At 59.1% G+C, this 18,359-nt stretch carries 15 protein-coding genes; 14 read left to right on the plus strand and 1 reads right to left on the minus strand.

Features of this window, described 5'->3' with window-relative positions; genetic code table 11:
* Positions 1–2,390 (plus strand): ribonuclease R (gene rnr / locus PHD22_RS02575; protein WP_299861852.1); only part of this gene is annotated, 2,390 nt, incomplete at its 5' end.
* A complete protein-coding gene (rlmB, locus tag PHD22_RS02580) occupies positions 2,383–3,132 on the plus strand; it encodes a 23S rRNA (guanosine(2251)-2'-O)-methyltransferase RlmB (protein WP_299861855.1) in 750 nt (249 codons plus the stop codon). The genes rnr and rlmB, both read left to right, overlap by 8 nt.
* Before the next feature lie 51 nt (positions 3,133–3,183).
* Here rlmB and PHD22_RS02585 read toward each other — a convergent pair whose 3' ends face one another.
* The gene (locus PHD22_RS02585) at positions 3,184–3,969 is read right to left on the minus strand and encodes an outer membrane lipoprotein-sorting protein (protein WP_299861858.1); all 786 of its coding nucleotides are present in this window, start codon (positions 3,967–3,969) and stop codon (positions 3,184–3,186) included.
* Between the two features lie 42 nt (positions 3,970–4,011).
* Between PHD22_RS02585 and PHD22_RS02590 the strand changes: the two genes are divergently transcribed.
* The 12 genes from PHD22_RS02590 (at position 4,012) to PHD22_RS02645 (ending at position 18,355) form a co-directional block, all read left to right on the plus strand.
* The gene (locus PHD22_RS02590; RefSeq protein WP_299861862.1) at positions 4,012–4,758 is read left to right on the plus strand and encodes an ABC transporter ATP-binding protein; all 747 of its coding nucleotides are present in this window, start codon (positions 4,012–4,014) and stop codon (positions 4,756–4,758) included.
* Positions 4,759–4,843: 85 nt separating this feature from the next.
* Positions 4,844–6,076, plus strand: a complete 1,233-nt coding sequence (locus tag PHD22_RS02595) for a DUF1302 family protein (RefSeq protein ID WP_299861865.1) — start codon at positions 4,844–4,846, stop codon at positions 6,074–6,076.
* Positions 6,077–6,222: 146 nt separating this feature from the next.
* Entirely contained in the window at positions 6,223–6,828 is a 606-nt protein-coding gene (locus PHD22_RS02600; protein ID WP_299861867.1) for an XrtA/PEP-CTERM system exopolysaccharide export protein, read from the plus strand.
* 73 nt (positions 6,829–6,901) lie between these two features.
* Positions 6,902–8,470 carry an XrtA system polysaccharide chain length determinant gene (locus tag PHD22_RS02605; RefSeq protein ID WP_299861870.1) on the plus strand — a complete coding sequence of 523 codons (1,569 nt, stop codon included), beginning with the start codon at positions 6,902–6,904 and terminating at the stop codon, positions 8,468–8,470.
* A 9-nt stretch (positions 8,471–8,479) separates the two neighbouring features.
* Positions 8,480–9,463: an XrtA-associated tyrosine autokinase gene (locus PHD22_RS02610; protein WP_299861873.1), complete on the plus strand. Its 984-nt coding sequence runs from the start codon at positions 8,480–8,482 to the stop codon at positions 9,461–9,463.
* A 2-nt stretch (positions 9,464–9,465) separates the two neighbouring features.
* A complete protein-coding gene (locus tag PHD22_RS02615) occupies positions 9,466–11,004 on the plus strand; it encodes a TIGR03016 family PEP-CTERM system-associated outer membrane protein (protein WP_299861876.1) in 1,539 nt (512 codons plus the stop codon).
* A 6-nt stretch (positions 11,005–11,010) separates the two neighbouring features.
* Entirely contained in the window at positions 11,011–12,084 is a 1,074-nt protein-coding gene (locus tag PHD22_RS02620; protein ID WP_299861879.1) for an XrtA/PEP-CTERM system-associated ATPase, read from the plus strand.
* A gap of 5 nt (positions 12,085–12,089) precedes the next feature.
* Complete coding sequence (locus PHD22_RS02625) at positions 12,090–12,947, plus strand: XrtA system polysaccharide deacetylase (RefSeq protein WP_299861995.1); 858 nt, start codon at positions 12,090–12,092, stop codon at positions 12,945–12,947.
* 11 nt (positions 12,948–12,958) lie between these two features.
* Complete coding sequence (locus PHD22_RS02630; protein ID WP_299861882.1) at positions 12,959–13,993, plus strand: FemAB family XrtA/PEP-CTERM system-associated protein; 1,035 nt, start codon at positions 12,959–12,961, stop codon at positions 13,991–13,993.
* Positions 13,994–13,999: 6 nt separating this feature from the next.
* Entirely contained in the window at positions 14,000–15,208 is a 1,209-nt protein-coding gene (locus tag PHD22_RS02635) for a TIGR03087 family PEP-CTERM/XrtA system glycosyltransferase (RefSeq protein ID WP_299861885.1), read from the plus strand.
* Between the two features lie 41 nt (positions 15,209–15,249).
* On the plus strand, positions 15,250–16,398 hold the full coding sequence (locus PHD22_RS02640) for a TIGR03088 family PEP-CTERM/XrtA system glycosyltransferase (protein WP_299861888.1): 1,149 nt from the start codon (positions 15,250–15,252) through the stop codon (positions 16,396–16,398).
* A 46-nt stretch (positions 16,399–16,444) separates the two neighbouring features.
* Entirely contained in the window at positions 16,445–18,355 is a 1,911-nt protein-coding gene (locus PHD22_RS02645) for an XrtA/PEP-CTERM system amidotransferase (protein WP_299861891.1), read from the plus strand.
* The last annotated feature ends 4 nt before the right edge of the window (positions 18,356–18,359 follow it).

Below are 18,359 nucleotides of genomic sequence, written 5' to 3' on the forward strand. Positions count from 1 at the left end.
TGCGCCGCAGCGATCCCTTTTTTGAGCGCGAAAGCCTCAACTATGAGTTTCCCTTGCCAAGCCGGGAATTTGTCATCCAGATGCTTGCAGACCAGGGGGTGCCCCTTTCCTTCGATGAGCTGTCTGAAGCCCTGGATATCCTTCCTGTCGAGATGGAGTTTTTTGAACGCCGGATGATCGCGATGGTGCGCGATGGTCAGGTGGTACGCAACCGTCGTGGGGCGTATCTCCTGCCTGCCAAGGCAGATCTCATCCGTGGCAGGGTACAGGGGCATCCGGATGGCTACGGTTTTGTGGTGAGCGATGAGGAGGGGCCGGATATCTTTCTCGGTCCCAATGAAATGCGTGAGCTGCTTCATGGGGACAGGGTGATTGTCCGGATCGCCGGTCTGGACCGGAGAGGTCGCCCTGAAGGCAAATTGGTGGAAGTGCTGGAGCGGGCCAATACGCGAGTTGTTGGCCGGGTGCTGGTGGAGAATGGCGTCACCCTGGTTGTGCCAGAGAATCGCCGGATCTGCCAGGAAATCCTGCTCCAGCCGGGTGCCAAGAAAAAAGCTGTGGCGGGGCAGGTGGTCATGGTCGAGTTGATTGAGCAGCCCACCCGCTATGCTCAGCCCATCGGCCGCATTGTCGAGGTGTTGGGCAATTATGCTGATCCGGGCATGGAAATCGAGATTGCCCTGCGCAAGCACGAGCTTCCGTTTGAGTTTTCATCGGAAGCCAGGGCCCAGACCCGCAAGCTGCCAGAGAAGGTCCGGAAGATGGACTGGAAAGGTCGGGAAGACCTGACCGCGCTTCCCCTGGTCACCATTGATGGAGAGACAGCCAGGGATTTTGATGATGCCGTCTTTTGCGAACGACAGGGCAGGGGCTTTCGTCTGGTGGTGGCTATCGCGGACGTGTCCCACTATGTTGCGGTTGGTTCCGCCCTGGACGGGGAGGCTTACGAGCGGGGGAATTCCGTGTATTTTCCGCGACGGGTGATTCCCATGCTGCCGGAAAAGCTCTCCAATGGCCTGTGCTCCCTCAATCCGCAGGTCGAACGACTGTGCATGGTGTGCGACATGGCCATCTCCATGACCGGTACGATCAAGCAGTACCGCTTTTATCCTGCAGTGATGCTCTCCAAGGCGCGGCTCACCTATGATCAGGTGGCCCAGGCCCTTTACGAGGAAAATCCGGCGGCGATTGAGAGCGTCGGTGAGTTGCTGCCGTATCTGCGCGATCTGGACAAGCTGTTCCGGGTGTTGCTCAAGGCACGTGCCAAGCGGGGAGCCATTGATTTCGAGACCCGGGAAACCCGGATGATCTTCGACGATAACGGAAAGATTGCACAGATCGTTCCGGAAAGCCGTAATGATGCCCATCGGCTTATCGAGGAATGCATGCTGGCCGCCAATGTGTGTGCATCTGACTTCCTCCAGGTCCATGAGCACCCGGCGCTCTACCGGGTGCATGAAGGACCCACACCGGAAAAGCTTGCCAAATTGAGGGAGTTTCTCGGGGAGTTCGGCTTGCAGCTGACGGGAGGGGAGGCGCCTCGGGCTGCCGACTATGCGAAGCTGCTGGAGCGGATCAAAGACCGGCCTGATTTGCAGCTGCTGCAGACCGTCATGCTTCGTTCCCTTCGCCAGGCTGTCTACAGCCCTGACAATGCGGGCCATTTCGGTCTTGCTTACGAGGCCTATACCCACTTCACCTCCCCTATCCGGCGTTACCCTGACCTTCTGGTTCATCGGGCGATCAAGGCTGTGCTGACCCACCAGCAGTACGTCCCGGCCCAGGAAGAAGGCGCCTGGGAGGCTATCGGGATGCACTGCTCAATGACCGAAAGGCGTGCTGATGAGGCCGATCGTGATGTGGAGAACTGGCTGAAGTGCTATTACATGCAGGATCGCATCGGCGAGGAATTCGACGGCAGTGTATCGGCAGTGGTACCTTTCGGCCTCTTCGTGGCCTTGGATGACGTGTTCGTGGAAGGGCTCGTTCACATTTCAGAGCTGGGTAGCGATTATTTTCACTACGACGATGCGCACCACAGTCTGGTGGGGGAGCGTACCGGCGAGCGTTATCGCCTTTCAGATCGGGTCCGGGTTCAGCTGGTTCGGGTCAACATGGAAGCCAGCAAGATCGACTTCCGTCTGCTCCGTGGCCCTGAGCGCAGCACCGAACGAATCGGCAAGACTGCGCGGGACAGGGAGGCTGGCGTGTCAGCCTCGGTACTGCCGGTGAAGGAAGCTCGCCAACGTAGCCGCAAGGCGGACGGGGTGGCTGAACTCCCGGAGACTAAGGTCGTCAAGGCACGAAACGCCACCAAGTCACCCACGACACCGAAGCCGCGCAAGAGCGCGACCGCCGCAACCAAGAAGAAAGTCAAGTCCCGTGTCTGATAACACCCCTGCCAGTTCCCGCCTGATTTACGGCTTTCACGCTGTCCTGGCCAAGCTCCGCCATGATCCGGAGGCCCTCTTCGAAATCTATGTTGACGCTCAGCGCAGCGATGCCCGGGCCAGGGATTTGCTCCGTCACGCGGAGCAGTTGGGAGCCCGTGTCATCCCTTCCGAGGGCGAGCGTCTTGACAAGATGGTCGGCACCCGACGTCATCAGGGCGTTGTTGCCCGGGTGGACGGTCGCCGCAAGGAGCTCAAGCTGGTTGATGTGCTGGATGGCCTCACCGAACCGGCCTTGTTTCTGGTCCTCGACGGTATTCAGGACCCCCATAACCTGGGAGCGTGTCTACGGGTTGCCGATGCGGCAGGTGCTCACGCCGTCATCGCACCGAAGGATAAGGCTGTTGGCCTCAATGCCACGGCAGTGAAGGTTGCCAGTGGCGCAGCCGATACGGTTCCTTACATTACCGTCACCAACCTTGCCCGTGCCCTGCGTGAAATGCAGGAAGCGGGGGTATGGATCCTGGGTGCTGCGGGCGAGGCGGAAAAAACCATTTACACGGTTGATCAGAAGGGACCGATCGCCTGGGTCCTGGGGGCCGAGGGGGACGGTTTGCGCCGACTGACCAGAGAGACCTGCGACGAACTCGCCCGCATTCCGATGCACGGTACCGTTGAAAGCCTCAATGTCTCTGTGGCCAGCGGCCTGTGCTTGTTTGAGTCCCGGCGGCAGCGGGCTTGAATCATTTCCATTACAGCCCCGGACGCGATGCGTCCAGGGCTGCACGACTCATCAATCCACCCGATTGAGCTTGTCCATGTACTGTTTCGTGAAAACCCGTTCAGGCAGATCTTTTGGGGTCATCTGGGAGTAACGCAGAGTGGAGACGTCCCCCTTTTTGAGGGCATCCTCCATGATCAGCTGCGTGGGTCGGATACGCCCTCCCAGGCTCTGGAAGTTCTCGTAACGACAGACCTTCAGGAGCCGGTTGGACAGGGAATAGAACTCTGCCCGGTGAGGCCAGTTGTTGGCCTGGCGCACCCAGTAGATTACCTTGGCGTAGGTGACACCCCGGTCCACCGCATTGAGCTCCAAGACGTACATTTTCTCTCCGTTGATGGTCTCGCTTCGCAGGAGCTTCGGTTCATAGTCACCGGCAAAGTTGGCCCGCGCCAGGTCACCATTGGAGACCTGTCCGGTCAGGCGCTGGGAGAGGGACAGGCGCACGGGTTGCGAAATGTTCGGCATGAAGATCCACAGATCCCGCCCCCGCATGAGCATCGCCTGGCCGCGGTCGACGGCAGGCTCGATGGTCTGGACGATGGTGTTTTCATTGCCCTTGGAAAGGACCCGGTATTTCCGCTTGTCCAGTTCTTCGCCAGGGCTGAGCGTGTCGATATCGATGACGACTTGGAACCCGTCCCGGGGAAAACGCACCTCATCCGCCTTGGCAACGACTTCTCTGGCCAGTTCGGTATCGTCGGCCATTGCTAAGGGGGGGGCGAGGACTGCGGCAAGGGTCACACAGATGCAGACCGCTTGCGAGCGGACGGTGGAAAGATAAAAGTTGAAGCTCATAGTGTTATCCTTTGGACGCAAACAACATACTCCAGAGCATCGATGCCAATCATTCGTGTAGAAGATGTCTCCAAGACATACCGACTCGGCGAACAGAATGTTACCGCGCTGGAAGGCGTTTCGTTGACAGTTGAGCCTGGAGTGTTCATGGCGATTGCAGGACCTTCCGGAAGCGGTAAATCCACGTTGCTGAACATCATGGGCTGCATCGACACGCCGAGCAAGGGGCGTGTGGAGATTGACGGCAAGGATGTATCCGGACAGACCCCGGATGCCCTGGCGGAGGTTCGGGCCAGAACCATCGGTTTCATCTTTCAGACGTTCAACCTCTTGCCGGTCCTCTCTGCCGAAGAGAACGTGGAATACCCTCTGCTGCAATTGCCGGAGCTGTCCCGGGCCGAGCGCAGGGAACGGGTGGCTCATTATCTGGCCATGGTGGGCCTGTCCCGGTACGCCCGTCACCGCCCCAACCAGTTGTCGGGGGGGCAGCGTCAGCGGGTAGCCATCGCGAGGGCGCTGGTAACCCACTCGCGGGTGGTGCTGGCGGACGAGCCCACTGCCAACCTTGATCGTCGTACAGGTGAGAGCATCCTTAACCTGATGCGGGACATCAACCAGAACGCCGGAACGACCTTTGTGTTCTCAACTCATGACAAGCGAGTCATGAACCGGGCGGATCGGCTGGTTCGCATGGAGGACGGTCAGATCACCGCACTTGGCATGAAGCGCGATGGTAACTGGATTTTTGTCCAGGATCGCCGCAAGCCGGAAGACGATCCTGAGATCTGAGTGTCTGACCGAGGAGTTTTTTGTGAAAACATTGCCTGGCTTGCGCTTTTCCCCTGCGTGTACGGTTTTCTCCCTGGCCTTATGCATGGGTCTTCCCTCCGCCTGGGCAGAAGAGGATCTGCCTGATCTGGAGTTGGAGACAGGGGGCGTCAGAACGGGGGGGTATCTCCAGTTCGACATGGCACGCACCTATGTTCAGCCTGAGCACTGGTCGATGGCGCGAGCCCGGGCCGAGGTTTCGGCCACCGGGGGAGGCTCGGGATTCAAGTGGAAGGTGTCGGGGCGCGGCGATGTGGATGGGGTGTTCGCTATAGACAATGGCTTCTATCCGGACGCGGTCAGACGCGATCAGCAGTACCAGTTCGATCTACGGGAAACCTACCTGGATTTCTCGGCAGGAGACGTAGATTTCCGGCTGGGGCGGCAGCATGTGGTCTGGGGGGAGATGGTTGGTCTGTTCTTTGCCGACGTGGTGTCCGCCCGGGATCTTCGCAGCTTTTACCTGCCCAGTTTTGACCAGTTGCGGATTCCCCAATGGGCGGCACGGGCAGAAACCTATTTTGGTGAAACCCATGCGGAACTGCTCTGGATTCCAGTACCAAGCTATGACCGCATCGGGAAACCCGGTGCGGAGTTTTACCCGGTCAGGCCACCTGCGGGCGTAACTGTACTTGGAGAGGCGAAGCCGGATAACAGTCTGGGCAACACCAACTGGGGTGGGCGTCTGTCCCGCATGATTGGCGGTTGGGATATGTCAGGCTTTTACTACCGGAGCATGGATGTCTCGCCCGCTTTTTATCTCGAGGCCGGTGCCCTGCAGGCGCGCCATGAGCGCATCAACCAGCTTGGCGGAACCCTGACCAAGGATTTTGGTGACTTTGTCCTCAAAGGGGAAGTGGTCCGTACCAACGGGCGCAAGGTGAGCAACCTCTGGGCGCCTCAGGGGCTTGCTCCACAGGAGCAGACTGACTATGTGGTGGGGATCGATGTTCCCACCTTCAATGATGGCCGTGTCAACATCCAGTACTTTGCCCGGCGGACTCACGATCTTGATCGGGGCACCGGGCTTGAAAAGACCGAAGGCGGCGTGAGTCTGCTGCTGGCCACCCGGCTGACGAAAGGCTGGGAGGCAGAGGCTCTGCTGGTATCCATGCTGCAGCGCACCGACTACATGTTCCGGCCCAAAGTGACCTGGACGGCCAGCCGTAGCTGGCGGCTGACCTTTGGCGTTGATGTTTTTGGAGGCGAGCAGGTTGGTCTTTTTGGTCGCTACGACGACAGGGACCGCATTTATACGGAAGCCCGGTGGTCCTTCTAGAGGATGCCTTGGGGAAGTGAAGGGGCTTCTGGCTACGTTCGGTCGTGCGGCGTGATGTTTTTCTCCAGAGCCCTCCGCTGGCTGTCTTAATATTCACTTGTTATCATCAAGGCCTTGCCAAAAGTCTAAATCAGGGAAAACACCACATGAAGCGCTTATTGACTATGGGTTTGACGGCGTGTGCCTTGGCAGGCCTGGCGGGCTGCGCAACCAAGTTTCCTCCGGCACCCGAATCGGCAGGCAATCCGGAGTACAGCTATGTCATCGGGCCGGGTGACAGCATCAATATCGTTGTCTGGCGCAATCCCGAGCTCTCGATGTCAGTGCCTGTTCGCCCCGATGGCAAGATCACGACGCCTCTGGTTGAAGACCTGCCGGCGGCGGGCAGGGATTCGTCGACCTTGGCCCGGGAAATCGAGAAGGCTCTTGGCAAGTACATCCGAGATCCGGTAGTCACCGTGATCGTGACGGGTTTCGTCGGCACATCTTCCTTGCAGGTCAAGGTGGTGGGTGAGGCGGCCCGGCCCCAGGTGCTCCAGTACAAGAAGGACATGTCCCTGCTGGACGTGATGATTGCCGTGGGTGGTATCACCGACTATGCCGATGGAAACTCCGCGGTCCTCCTCCGCACTTCGGAGGGCAACAAGCAATACACGGTTCGTCTCAAGGATCTGGTCAAGCGGGGTGACGTTTCTGCCAACGTGGAAATCCGGCCTGGCGATGTGCTGATTGTCCCGCAGGGCTGGTTCTGAACGCCTGTCAGCTTCACTCTCCTTGTCCCCGGAGCTTGTTTTCCGGTGACTCTGTCATGCTTGGAATAGCCTAATGGAAGAAATCTTAAGACAGCTGTCGGTGCTGCTGCGCGGCATGTGGCTCTACCGCTGGTGGGGGCTTCTTGTTGCCTGGATCGTGGGACCGATTGCTGCCGTTACCATCTATCTCCTCCCCGATCGGTATGAGTCATCAGCCCGGGTGTATGTGGATACGCAGTCCATACTCAGGCCGCTGATGTCCGGCTTGGCGGTGCAGCCCAACGTGGACCAACAGATCAACATGCTCAGCCGGACCCTGATCAGTCGGCCAAACGTGGAAAAGCTGATCCGTATGGCAGATCTCGACATCACTGCCCAGAGCAAGGAAGAGCGTGAGGCCCTCATTCAGAGGGTGTCCAAGGCACTCGAGATCCGGGTGGCGGGTCGGGACAATCTTTACACGCTGGCCTATACGGACACCAACCCGGAACGGGCCAAGCGGGTGGTGCAGTCTCTCGTTTCCATGTTTGTGGAGTCGGGATTGGGGGACAAGCGGAAGGATTCCGATTCGGCACGCAAGTTCATTGAAGATCAGATCAAGAGCTACGAGCAGAAGCTCGAAGAGGCTGAAAACCGCCTGAAGGAGTACAAACTGCGCAATCTGGCGACGGTGGGAGGCGGACAGGATTATTTTGGAAAAATGACGGCGGCGAAGGAGCAGCTTGAACAGGCGCGGCTTGCCTTGAGCGAAGCGGAGAATTCCAGGGATGCTCTCAAGCGGCAACTGGTTGGCGAGGAGCCTGTGTTCCTTCCTGACAATCCTTCGAGCTCTGCACTGGCGACCGTATCGGTCCCGGATCTCGACGGTCGTATCGACACGCTGAAGAAATCCCTGGATGGCTTGCTGCAGCGCTACACCGACCAACACCCGGATGTGGTGGGGGCACGGAAGATGATCGAGACCCTGGAAGCCCAGAAGCTTCAGGAGATCAATGCCCGCCGCAAGGCCGCTTCCAGTTCCGGTGCAGTACAAACTGCGCCATCGCTGGTGTCGAATCCCGTTTTTCAGCAGTTGAAGCTGTCTCTTGCCGATGCGGAGGCGAATGTTGCGTCGATCAAGGCCCGCGTTGTTGAATATGAGAGCCGAGTCCAGTCCCTGATGGCATCCTCGCGCATGCTGCCCCAGATCGAGGCGGAATTCACCCAGCTCAATCGGGACTACGACATCAACAAGCGCAACTACGAGGCGTTGGTGTCCCGTCGTGAGTCGGCTGTTATGGCCGTCGAGATGGGGGCAACCTCCGGTATTGCCGATTTCCGGCTCATCGACCCCCCTGCGGTGCCCAGCAAACCTTCCGCGCCCAACAGGCCGTTGCTGATGCCCCTGGCTGGCTTGGGGGCTCTGTTGATTGGCGCTGCGCTGGCCTTCCTGATCAGCCAGATCAGACCCGTCTTCTCGGATCCCCAGGTTTTGCGGGATGTTACCGGTCTGGCGGTGCTGGGATCGGTCAGTGTGACCGCGGATCCGGCCCGGGAGAGGACCCTGCGGCGGGCCCGGATTGTTTTCCTTGCGTGCCTGGGCGCATTTGTAAGCTTGTTTGCGGCATTAACGGTTTGGCTGACTCTGGCCAGGCTAGCGTGAGGGCGAACCATGAGCATTATTGAAAAAGCGGTCGAGCGGCTGGAGCAACTGCAGAAAGTATCGGCCCTCCGCACCCCTGAAGCGGAGTCTCCGCCAGAGCAGGCCTCGGTTCCGGCTGCCGATCCCGGCAGCTCCCCCCCAAAAATCACGGCTGCAGCCACGGCGGATCTGGATGCAGGAGCCAAGCCTGTGCAACAGCCTGTCCAGACGCAGCCGAATCCCGAGCGCTATGTGGAGATCGATATCGATCGGCTCAATTCGATCGGAATCGTGACCCCCAACGCTCCCCGTTCCCTGATTGGTGACGAGTACCGGATCATCAAGCGTCCCCTGCTTCGTAACGCCCAGGGCAAGGGGGCGGCGGCGATCGCCAATTCCAACCTGATCATGGTGACCAGCTCCCTGCCTGGGGAAGGGAAGAGCTTCAGCTCGATCAATCTGGCCATCAGCATAGCGATGGAGCTGGATCATACTGTTCTGCTGATTGATGCAGATGTGTCCCGTCCATCCGTTTTGAATGTGCTCGGACTGCCCCCCCGGAAGGGCTTGATGGACGTCCTGACGGACAGCAGTGTGGAGTTGGGCGATGTCCTCCTGCGTACCAACATCGAGAAGCTCAGCCTGCTTCCGGCGGGTTCGGCGCATCCGCGGGCGACAGAGCTTCTTGCCAGTGATGCGATGAATTCATTGCTGGCTGAACTGGCTGAACGATACTCCGACCGGATCATTGTGTTCGATTCCCCCCCACTCCTCGTCACGACGGAATCCCGGGTGCTTGCAACCCACATGGGACAGATCGTGATGGTCGTGGAGGCCAACAAAACGACCCAGAGTGCGGTCCGGCAGGCCCTCTCGACCATCGAGTCGTGTCCGGTTCGCCTCATGCTCCTTAACAAGGCAGAGCGCTCCGGGAGTGGTGCCTACGGGTATGGTTATGGCTACGGTTATGGGTATGGTTATGGATACGGCCATGCCCCCAAGGAGGGAACGTAAGCGTGCGGGCAATCGGACTAGCAAGACGCAGCGTTTCTCTTGCCGTTCTTTCAGCATTGGCCGTCATGCAGTCGGTGCAGGCACAGGAAGGCAAACCGTTTTTTACCCCTTATCTGGGGGTGTCGGAAACATTTACCGATAACGTCCGGCTCAATGAGGACAAGGTTTCTTCGCTGATCACTACCTTGTCTCCTTCCGTGAGTACGGTATCCCGGGAAGGACGAATCAATGGTTCCCTGCAGGCTGCCTGGAACATTTCCCGCTATTCGTCCGACGAAGGCAGGAACAGCAGTTTCTTGACCCTCAACGGCAAGGGCAGGGTCACGGCTGTTGAAGGGCTGGCCTATGTGGATCTGGCAGCCCTTTCGTCGCGGCAGATCCTTTCAGAGTTTGGGCCCCGTTCAGCAGATGGTGTCACTGGCCTGAACAACCTTGCCTCCACCAAGACGTTTTCAGTCACGCCTTATCTGACCCGACGGTTTGGTTCCGCAGGCACCGCTGAAGCCCGTTACGCACTGATCGACAGTCGTACGGACGGTGGCCTTGGAGGGAGCTCGGACATCGAGAACAAGCAGCGTAATCTTTCCCTGTCGGCCTCGGACCCTGCAGCTTTCGGGCGGCTTGGCTGGGGTGTGGATTACCGCGATCAGACGACCGAAAACAGCCGTTCCCGAAGCCTTGAACTGCAGTCCTTGCGGGCTAATCTCACGTTGCGTTATGACGCGGAGTTGCAGTTCCGCCTGATCGGTGGCAAGGAGCGCAACAACTACAACTCCTCGCGTACGAAGGACGCCACGCTTTACGGTGTTGGCATGGATTGGTCTCCGGGGCCCAGAACAAAAGTCAAAGCGCTCTGGGAAGAACGCTTTTTCGGACCGGCGTTTGACCTCAGCCTGAGTCAGCAGCAGGGACGCTTCGTATTCAGTGGAAATTTCTCCAGAAACATTTCTTCCATGGGACAGAGCGCCCTGAATCAGGCGGCAATGGGCACCTACGACATGCTGATGCAGATGACGTCAGGATTGATTCCCAACCCTCAGGAGCGCGACCTCTATGTGCGCCAGTACATGCGGGATCGTCAGTTGCCAGAGCAGATTGGCGTCAACCAGACTGTTTTGACAAGCAGCGTGTTCCTGTCCCGAAGTCTCAACCTGACCTCGGGTTATCAGGGTAGCCGTACGAGTCTATTTCTGACCGGGACCCGCTCCGAGCGTAATTCCGTGAGCAGTCAGGAATTTTCCATCGGTAGTGATTTCGAGAACTACAACAAGATCACGACAACCTCCGGCTCGATTCTCTTGAATCACAGTCTGACTCCGCTGAGCTCGGCCAACGCGACGTTCACGGTCTCGCGCAGCGAGGGGGACAGAAATGCATCTGCCAGAAATTCCTCCCGGTCCCGGTCCCTCCAGGCGGGCCTGAGCCGTGCCCTGAGCAAGACAGTGAACGGTGCGATCACCCTGCGCAACGTGCGCGGGCAAACCCTGGCGAATGATTACACCGAGAATGCCATCATTGGCACGATTGGCCTGCGGTTCTGAGGATATATGTACGAAGCCTATTTCGGTCTGCGGGGCAAGCCCTTTCAGCTCAATCCTGACCCGACTTTCTTTTATGGTAGCCGTGGGCATCGGAGGGCGATGGCGTACCTGGAGTATGGCCTTCACCAGAATGAAGGATTCATCGTCATTACTGGTGAGGTCGGGGCTGGCAAGACCCTCCTCGTCCGCAGTCTCCTCGAAAAGCTGGATTCGACAAGAATTGTTGCCGCCAATCTGGTAAGCACGCAGATCGACGCGGATGACATCCTCAGGATGGTAGCCGCCGCTTTTGGCATTCCGTGCAAGCAGATGACCAAGAGTGATCTGCTCCTGGCAATCGAGGCTTTTCTGGTCAGCACTACCGCCAAGGGAAAACGGGCACTGCTGGTGGTCGATGAGGCTCAGAACCTGTCTCCCAGGGCGGTCGAGGAGCTGCGCATGTTGTCGAACTTCCAGCTGGAGGATCATGCGTTGCTGCAGAGTTTCCTGGTGGGGCAGCCGGAATTTCGCAACATCATGCAGAGTCCCGAAATGCTGCAACTCCGGCAGCGGGTGATTGCCTCCTATCACCTGGGACCTCTGGATCTGACTGAAACACAGGCCTACATCGAGCACCGACTGAGTTGCGTCGGCTGGAAGGGCAGTCCGGCCTTCGAGGCCGAGGCCAATAAGGCAATTTATGCGTTCAGTCAGGGAATTCCACGACGAATCAATGCACTGTGTGACCGCCTGATGCTGGGTGCGTTTCTTTCGGATCAGCGGAACATCAGCGCTGGACTGGTGGAACAGGTCACTACGGAAATGCAGGATGAGCAGGTCGTGCCGAGCCCACTTCAGGCTGCGGCGACCGGTAGCGGCGGCTCGCTGCAGCCAGTGGGGCTGGAGCAGCTGCTGGCAAACCCGGAGACGGTTCGCACGTTGCAAGGTTTGGGGCCGGGTTATGATGCCGCGCGATTCGAGGAGCGTCTTGCGCTGCTGGAGCGTACCCTTTCTGCGACCCTGAATGTCCTGAATCAAGTGTTGACGGCGGCGACTGGAAAACCTGCCAGCAATGAGGAAGAAAGGCTTGGGAAGGAATGAGCGCGATGAAGAGTGGCGAAGGCCATGTCGTGAATGCCCTGACCATCGATGTGGAAGACTATTTTCAGGTTTCTGCCCTGGCGCCGCACTTTCCAAAGGATGTCTGGGACACGACCCCATGCCGCGTGGAAAGGAATGTGGAGCGCATCCTGGAAATGCTCAATCAGCGTGGAGCCAAAGCCACTTTCTTCACGCTCGGCTGGGTTGCCGATCGTTATCCGGAGCTTGTCCGGCGGATCACTGCCGAGGGGCATGAGCTTGCCAGTCACGGTTATGCCCACGAGCGGGCCAGCGACCAGTCTCCCGACAAGTTTCTAGCCGACATCCGTCTGGCCAAACTGGTCCTGGAAGACATCAGCGGTTGTCTGGTCAAGGGATATCGGGCACCGAGTTTTTCGGTTGGCCTGAGCAATCCCTGGGCGCACGCCTGTATTGAGGATGCCGGTTACGTCTACAGCTCCAGCGTCTATCCAGTCAAGCACGACCACTACGGTGTGCCCGACGCTCCCCGCTTTCCTTATCTGGTGGGCTCGCTGGTGGAGATTCCGATCACGACCGTCCGCCGGTTTGGACGGAACTGGCCGGTCGGAGGAGGGGGGTATTTCCGGCTTCTGCCTTATCGTCTGTCCTCCTGGGGCATACGCAAGGTCAATCGGGAAGAGCGGAAACCGGCCATTTTTTATTTTCATCCCTGGGAAATCGACCCTTCTCAGCCGGTGGTACGGGAGGCGTCCGCCAAGACCCGTTTCCGCCATTATGTAAACCTGGAGCGGACCGAAGCCCGTCTGGACCGTCTGTTGCAGGATTTTGCCTGGGGTCGGATGGACGAAGTCTTTCTCCCGCTCGCCCGCGCCACTGCCTGAGGTTTTCGATCATGTTCCCCATTGATGTTCGCCCTTGCGGACCGGCCGATGCTGCTCGCTGGAATCAGTTCGTTCTTTCCTGTCCGGATGCCAGCTTTTTTCATCGAATCGAATGGCGGGGGATCATGGAGGAAGTCTTCCGTCATCGTACCCACTATCTGTTGGCGGAGCGTGCAGGTGAGATCGTTGCTGTTTTGCCGCTCGTCGAGGTGAAAAGTCGTCTTTTTGGCCACTCTTTGAGCTCATTGCCTTTTGCGGCCTATGGCGGTGTAGCAGGCTCCGATCCGGAGGGGGTGGCCGCGCTGGAGGAGGCTGCAGAGGCCTGTGCCCGCCAGGTCGGCGCCGAACATCTGGAATACCGCAATCTGGTAGTTCGTCACCTGGAATGGCCCCGGCAGGATCTGTATTTCACCTTCCGCAAGCCGCTCTTCGATAACGATGAATCGAACATGGCGGCGATTCCCCGCAAGCAACGGGCCATGGTCCGAAAAGGCATCAAGAATGGCCTGGTCAGTGCCATTGACACGACCGCCGATCGTTTTTTCAGCCTTTATTCCGACAACGTACTTCGTCACGGTACGCCAGCCCTGTCGAAGCGGTATTTCGAAACCCTCTTGCGTGTGTTCGGGCGGGACTGCGAGATCATGACGGTCACCACCGCCGACGGCAAACTGCTGTCATCGGTGCTGAGCTTCTACTTCAGGGATGAAATCCTTCCGTATTACGCGGGGGACGATCTTGCCGCCCGGGATCTGGCGGCCAACGATTTCAAATACTGGGAGTTGATGCGCCATGCCACTGCCCGAGGCTGTCGTCTCTTCGATTATGGACGCAGCAAGCTTGGCACGGGTCCCTTCAGTTTCAAGAAGAACTGGGGTTTCGAGCCCACACCTCTTTCTTATGAATATCGCCTTTTCAAGCGAGAGGGCATTCCTCAGAACAATCCGATGAATCCCAAGTACCGGGCGTTCATCGCTCTCTGGCGCCGTTTGCCCATCAGGGTGGCCAATACGCTGGGCCCCCATATCGTCCGCAACCTGGGGTGACGGGGAGTGACTGACCGTACGCCGCTGCTGTACCTCGTTCACCGGATTCCCTTCCCGCCCAACAAGGGTGACAAGGTGCGCTCCTTCAATATCCTGCGTCAGCTCGCGCGCCGCCACCGGATCTTCCTGGGTACCTTTGTGGACCAACCGGAGGATCTCCAGCATGTGGCGCGTCTGGCTGAATGGTGTGAGGAGGTCCATGCAATACCCCTGTCACCTCGCCTGGGCCGAGTGGGCAGTTTGCGCGGAATCCTGACGGGAGAGGCATTGAGCCTGCCTTATTACCGGAATGGAGGGCTGCGAAGCTGGGTGAATACCGTGATTTCCCGCCATGGCATCCGTCAGGCCGTCGCCTTCTCGGGGCCCATGGCCCAATATCTTGATCATCCGGCGCTGCAGCGCCGGATCGTTGATTTTTGCGACATGGATTCGGCCAAGTGGTCCCAGTATGCTGGGGATTGCCGCTGGCCCATGTCCTGGCTGTATCGTCGGGAGGGTACGTACCTGCTCGAGTTCGAACGGACCGCCGCGGCGCTCAGTGATGCGAGCCTGTTTGTAACCGAAGCCGAGGCATCCCTGTTCAGAGGGGCCGCACCTGAGGTGCAGGAGCGGGTGGCGGTCATGCAGAACGGGGTGGATGCAGATTTCTTCTCCCCCGAGCACGCCTTCGATACGCCCTATCCTGCGGGTGGGCCGGTACTTTTGTTCACTGGCGCGATGGATTACTGGCCCAACGTGGATGCCGTGTGCTGGTTTGTCAGTGATCTGCTCCCGAAGATCAAGCTGCGATATCCGGGTGTCCGCTTCTGGATTGTCGGCATGAATCCAGCCCCGGCTGTGCAGGCGCTGGCGGGGGAGGGCGTGGTGGTGACCGGTACCGTGCCCGATGTAAGGCCTTACCTGGCGCATGCGGATGTGGTTGTTGCTCCCTTGAGGATTGCCAGAGGAATCCAGAACAAGGTCCTTGAGGCGATGGCCATGGCTCGTCCGGTGGTGGTTTCTTCTGCCCCAGCAACAGGGCTGGCAGCAGTTTCTGGCACTGAGTGTGAGATTGCCCATGGTGACGAAGAATTCGTTTCGCGTATCCTGACCCTCCTGGATGATGTAGTATTGCGCCGCAACATGGGTGCGGCTGCCCGTGGGCGGGTTCTCGCCAGTTACAGCTGGGGCGCGCACCTTGGATTGCTGGAACGCCTGCTTCATCCGACCGTCTAGCCCGCATTGGTGCGGGGGCAACTCTTCAGTATCGTGACTCCATGAACGACTCTCGGCTCCTGATCATGCATGTGGTCTTCCGCTTCGATGTGGGCGGACTGGAGAACGGGATCGTCAACCTGATCAATCACATGCCGGCAGAGCGCTATCGTCACGTGATCGTGGCCCTGACCGAGTGCGTGCCATCCTTCTGCGCCCGCATCCGTAACCGGGAAGTGGTTTTCCTGTCACTCCACAAGGGAGACGGCCACGGCTTCAGGCTCTATCCCGAACTGTATCGCCTGTTTCGTCAGTATCGGCCGGCGGTAGTCCACACGCGGAATCTCGCAGCCCTGGAGGCGGTGGTGCCGGCATGGTTGGCCCGAGTGCCCGTCCGCATTCACGGGGAGCACGGCTGGGACAGTTTCGATCCTGATGGACGGGTAGCCAGATACCAGGTCCTGCGACGGCTTTATGCTCCCTTCGTGTCTGGATATGTGGCCTTGTCCCGACGGATCGAAAATTACCTGCTCGACAAGGTGCGGATCAAAGCGTCCCGAATCCGGCGGATCTGCAATGGGGTGGACGCCCGCCGTTTTGCGCCGGTGACGGAGCGTCAGCCGGTGGCGGGATCGCCTTTCAATTCTGGTGGCCTGCTGGTGTTCGGTGCGGTGGGCCGCCTCCAGAAGGTCAAGGATCACGCAACACTGATCAGGGCCTTCGCCGAATTCCTGCAGCGATGCCCGGATGCCCGTGCTACAGCCCGCCTCGTTATCGTGGGTGGGGGACCGCTCCGGGACGAACTCGAGGGACTCGTCGGCCGCCTTGAACTGGCAGATCTGGTCTGGCTGGCTGGGGAGCGTTCGGACATACCCGAGATCAATGCAGGGCTTGACGTGTTCGTTCTTCCTTCCTTGGGAGAGGGGATTTCCAACACCTTGCTTGAAGCCATGGCATCGGGGCTGCCCGTGATCGCCACCGATGTGGGGGGCAATGGGGAACTCGTGGTGGCCGGGGAGACGGGGCTGCTTGTCCCATCTGCTGATCCGGGCGCCATGGCACAGGCTCTTCTGCTGCTCTTCAGGGATCGGGAAATGCTGGAATCCATGGGGCGAAAGGGGCGAGCGCGGGTGGTCGACCTGTTCAGCCTCGATGCCATGGTCAGTGCCTACATCAACTGTTACGAGGATACGCTCACCCATGCAGCCTGAGCGATCTGCCAGCCTGTCCCCAGCCTGACCAAGGAGCTACATCGACATGTGCGGAATTTCCGGTCTCTTCGATACCCGCGGTCTGCGTGCATTTGATCCTGCCCTGATCCGGCGGATGAATGACATACAGTTTCACCGGGGACCTGATGAGGGCGATATCTACCAGGAGCCCGGGGTGGCGCTCGGGCATCGTCGTCTCTCCATCATTGACTTGTCCTCCGGTCAGCAACCCCTCTTCAACGAGGATGGTTCGGTCGCCGTGGTCTTCAACGGTGAGATCTACAACTTCCAGGAGCTGGTACCGGAGCTTGAGGCACTGGGGCACGTATTTCGTACCCGCAGCGATACGGAGGTGATCGTTCATGCCTGGGAGTCGTGGGGCGAAGCCTGCGTCCAACGCTTCCGCGGCATGTTCGCCTTTGGCCTGTGGGACAGAAACCGCCAGACCTTTTTCCTTGCCCGCGACCGTCTTGGGGTCAAGCCCCTTTTCTACGCGCTTCTCGGCGACGGGACGCTGGTGTTTGGCTCCGAGCTCAAGGTGCTGATGCAGCATCCGGGGCTGGATCGGCGTATGGATCCCCTGGCTGTGGAGGAGTACTTCAGCCTCGGCTACGTGGCCGAGCCCCGCTGCATTTTTCAGGGTGCGCGCAAGCTGGAGCCCGGCTTCAGCCTATGTATCCGCCGCGGTCAAGGGGTCCCTGAACCCCGAGCTTACTGGGATGTGCGCTTTACGCTGGATAACCCTGTCCGCTTCAGCGACGCTGCGGCTGAACTGACCGAAAGACTGCGGGAGTCCGTCCGTTTGAGGATGATCGCCGATGTCCCTTTGGGCGCATTCCTCTCCGGTGGTGTGGACTCCAGTGCGGTGGTAGCCACCATGGCTGGTCTGTCGAAGACGCCGGTAAATACCTGTTCCATCGCCTTTGATGATCCAGCTTTCAACGAGTCGGAGTTTGCCCAGCAAGTGGCGGATCGTTATCAAACCCGCCATTTCGTCGAAACCGTCAGATCCGACGATTTTGACCTCCTCGATACTCTGGCAGCGCTTTATGACGAACCCTATGCCGACAGTTCTGCAATTCCAACCTACCGGGTCTGCCAGCTGGCCAGGAAGCATGTGACCGTCGCCCTTTCGGGCGACGGGGGTGACGAGAGCTTTGGCGGGTATCGCCGTTATCGCACTCATCTGATGGAGGAGCGCATGCGCTCCGCATTGCCCCTGGGACTTCGCAGGCCCCTGTTCGGATTGCTGGGGCGGGCGTACCCCAAAGCGGATTGGGCGCCCCGGGTGTTCCGGGCCAAGTCAACCTTCCAGTCCATGGCCCGGGATGGCGTGCAAGCCTACTTCCATTCCGTTTCGATCCTGCGGGACGACATGCGTCGCCAGTTGTTCTCGAACTCCTTTCGCCGGGAGCTCGGGGGGTACAACGCCATCGAGGTGTTCCGGCGGCACGCTGCCAGTGCGGCCACCGATGATCCCCTGGCCCTGATCCAGTATCTGGACCTCAAGACCTACCTGGTGGGAGACATCAATACCAAGGTGGATCGGGCCAGCATGGCCCATTCCCTGGAGGTGCGTGATCCCCTGATGGATCACCCGCTGGTGGAATGGCTGGCGACACTCCCCTCTGCCTTCAAGATCAAGGGACAGGAGGGCAAGTATCTGTTCAAGAAATCCATGGAGCCCTTCTTGCCACAGGAGGTTCTGTATCGCCCGAAAATGGGGTTTGCCGTGCCTTTGTCCCGCTGGTTTCGCGGCCCTCTCAAGGACCGTTTGCGGGAAGTGGTGCTGGGGGACACCCTGGCAGAGACCGGTATCTTCAATCAGGGTTATCTCAAACACCTGATGGATGCTCATCAGGCGGGTGCCCGGGACTACAGCGCTTCCCTGTGGTCCGTGATGATGTTCGATGCCTTCCTGCGTCATACACGCGGCCTTTCTCCCTTGCCCGCCTGATACT

It is taken from the genome of Zoogloea sp., assembly GCF_028693495.1.
In the GTDB taxonomy this organism is placed as follows: Bacteria; Pseudomonadota; Gammaproteobacteria; order Burkholderiales; family Rhodocyclaceae; genus Zoogloea.